The sequence below is a fragment of the Streptomyces zhaozhouensis genome, assembly GCF_900230195.1.
GTDB classification, from domain to species: Bacteria; Actinomycetota; Actinomycetes; order Streptomycetales; family Streptomycetaceae; genus Streptomyces; species Streptomyces zhaozhouensis.
Genome location: NZ_OCNE01000063.1, coordinates 1 through 1,463, shown reverse-complemented (window position 1 = coordinate 1,463; position 1,463 = coordinate 1). Strand labels below are relative to the sequence as shown.

The following is a 1,463-nucleotide window of genomic DNA, read 5'->3' as shown; positions in this document are numbered from 1 at the left end:
CGCTCATTAGAGGACCATCCTTTCTGCAGCCCTCACGGGTAGGGTTGTGACCTCTTGGTCCCGGCGGGTGCATGGCCATCGTCGCGAGCCGTTCGACGGCCAGCGTGAGTTCTGCCAGCCCTGCCGGGCCGAGGCCGTCTGATCGGCTTCAGGGACACGCCCCGCGGAGGGCCGATTAATGAGCTCCCGGCAGACGTCCTCACCACCGAGCAGGTGCTCCCGGATCGGCAGTGGAGTACGACGCACGTGTTCATCGGATGGGACTGGGCGACCGACACGCACGATGTGACGGTCATGGACGCGACTGGCAAGCGCATCGATCGATGGGAACTGGCCCATACCGAGGAGGGTTTCGCCGGGACGCTTGCCCGTCTGCGCAAGCACGGCGCTCCGGCCGACCTGCCGGTGGCCATCGAGACCACTCGCGGCCTGGCCGTGGACCGGCTCCTGGCCGCCGGCCACCCGATCGTGCCGGTACACCCGAACGCCTTCCACGCGATGCGGGCACGCTGGGGCGCCTCCAAGGCCAAGACCGACGCGGGCGACAGCATGAAGCTTGCCGACTACCTGCGCACCGACGGCCACCTGCTGCCCCGTCTGGAACCCACCGAGCAGGCCACTTTGGACCTTCAGGCCCTCACCCGGCAGCGGGCCGATCACGTCGAAGCCCGTATCGCCTCCGTCAACCAGCTCGCTGCCCTGCTGGATGCGCACTGGCCCGGCGGCAAGGCCGTCTTCGGTAAGCTCGACAGCGACATCGCCATGGCCTTCCTGGAGAAGTGCCCCACCCCGGCCTCCGCCGCCAAGCTCACCGCCGGGCGCCTGGAAACCTGGTGCAAGCGCCGCGGGTACTCGGGCCGCCAGCCCGGCAGCGTCCTCATCGAGCGCATGCGCTCGGCGCCGAAGGCGGCCTCCCGCCTCAGCGACACCGTCGTCGCCCAGCTCGTCCGCACCCAAACGGCGCTGGTGCAGGGCATACGCGCCACCATCCGCGCCCTGGACAAGGCCATCGCCGAAGCCGTCGAGACCCACCCCTACGCCCCTCTGCTCGCCACCATGCCGCGCATCGGCACGGTCAGCCTCGGCCAGGTCATCGGTGAGATCGGCCCCATCCTGGAACGCGCCCAGACCTGCGAACAGCTCATCGCCGAGGCCGGCGTCGTCCCCGTCACCCGAGCCTCGGGCAAGTCCCGCACCGTCGCCTTCCGCTTCGCGACCAACCGCAGAGCCCGCGTCGCCCTGACCGTCTTCGCCGACAACAGCCGCCACGGCAGCGACTGGGCCGCCAAGATCTACAACGACGCCCGGGACCGCAAGAAGCGACACCCCCACGCCGTTCGCATCCTGGCCCGCGCCTGGCTCCGAGTGATGTGGGCCTGCTGGCGTGACGGTACCTGCTACGACCCCGCCACCCACCAAGCCAACAACAAGATCAACACTGCCGCCGAGGAGCCCCTGGCGGC

The 1,463-nt window shown here is 69.7% G+C and carries 1 protein-coding gene; it reads left to right on the top strand.

Translation table 11 applies throughout. From position 1 onward, the window contains the following. Positions 1-246: 246 nt before the first annotated feature. The coding region (locus tag CRP51_RS27980; RefSeq protein WP_099459343.1) for an IS110 family RNA-guided transposase at positions 247-1,463 on the top strand (1,217 nt) is incomplete at its 3' end.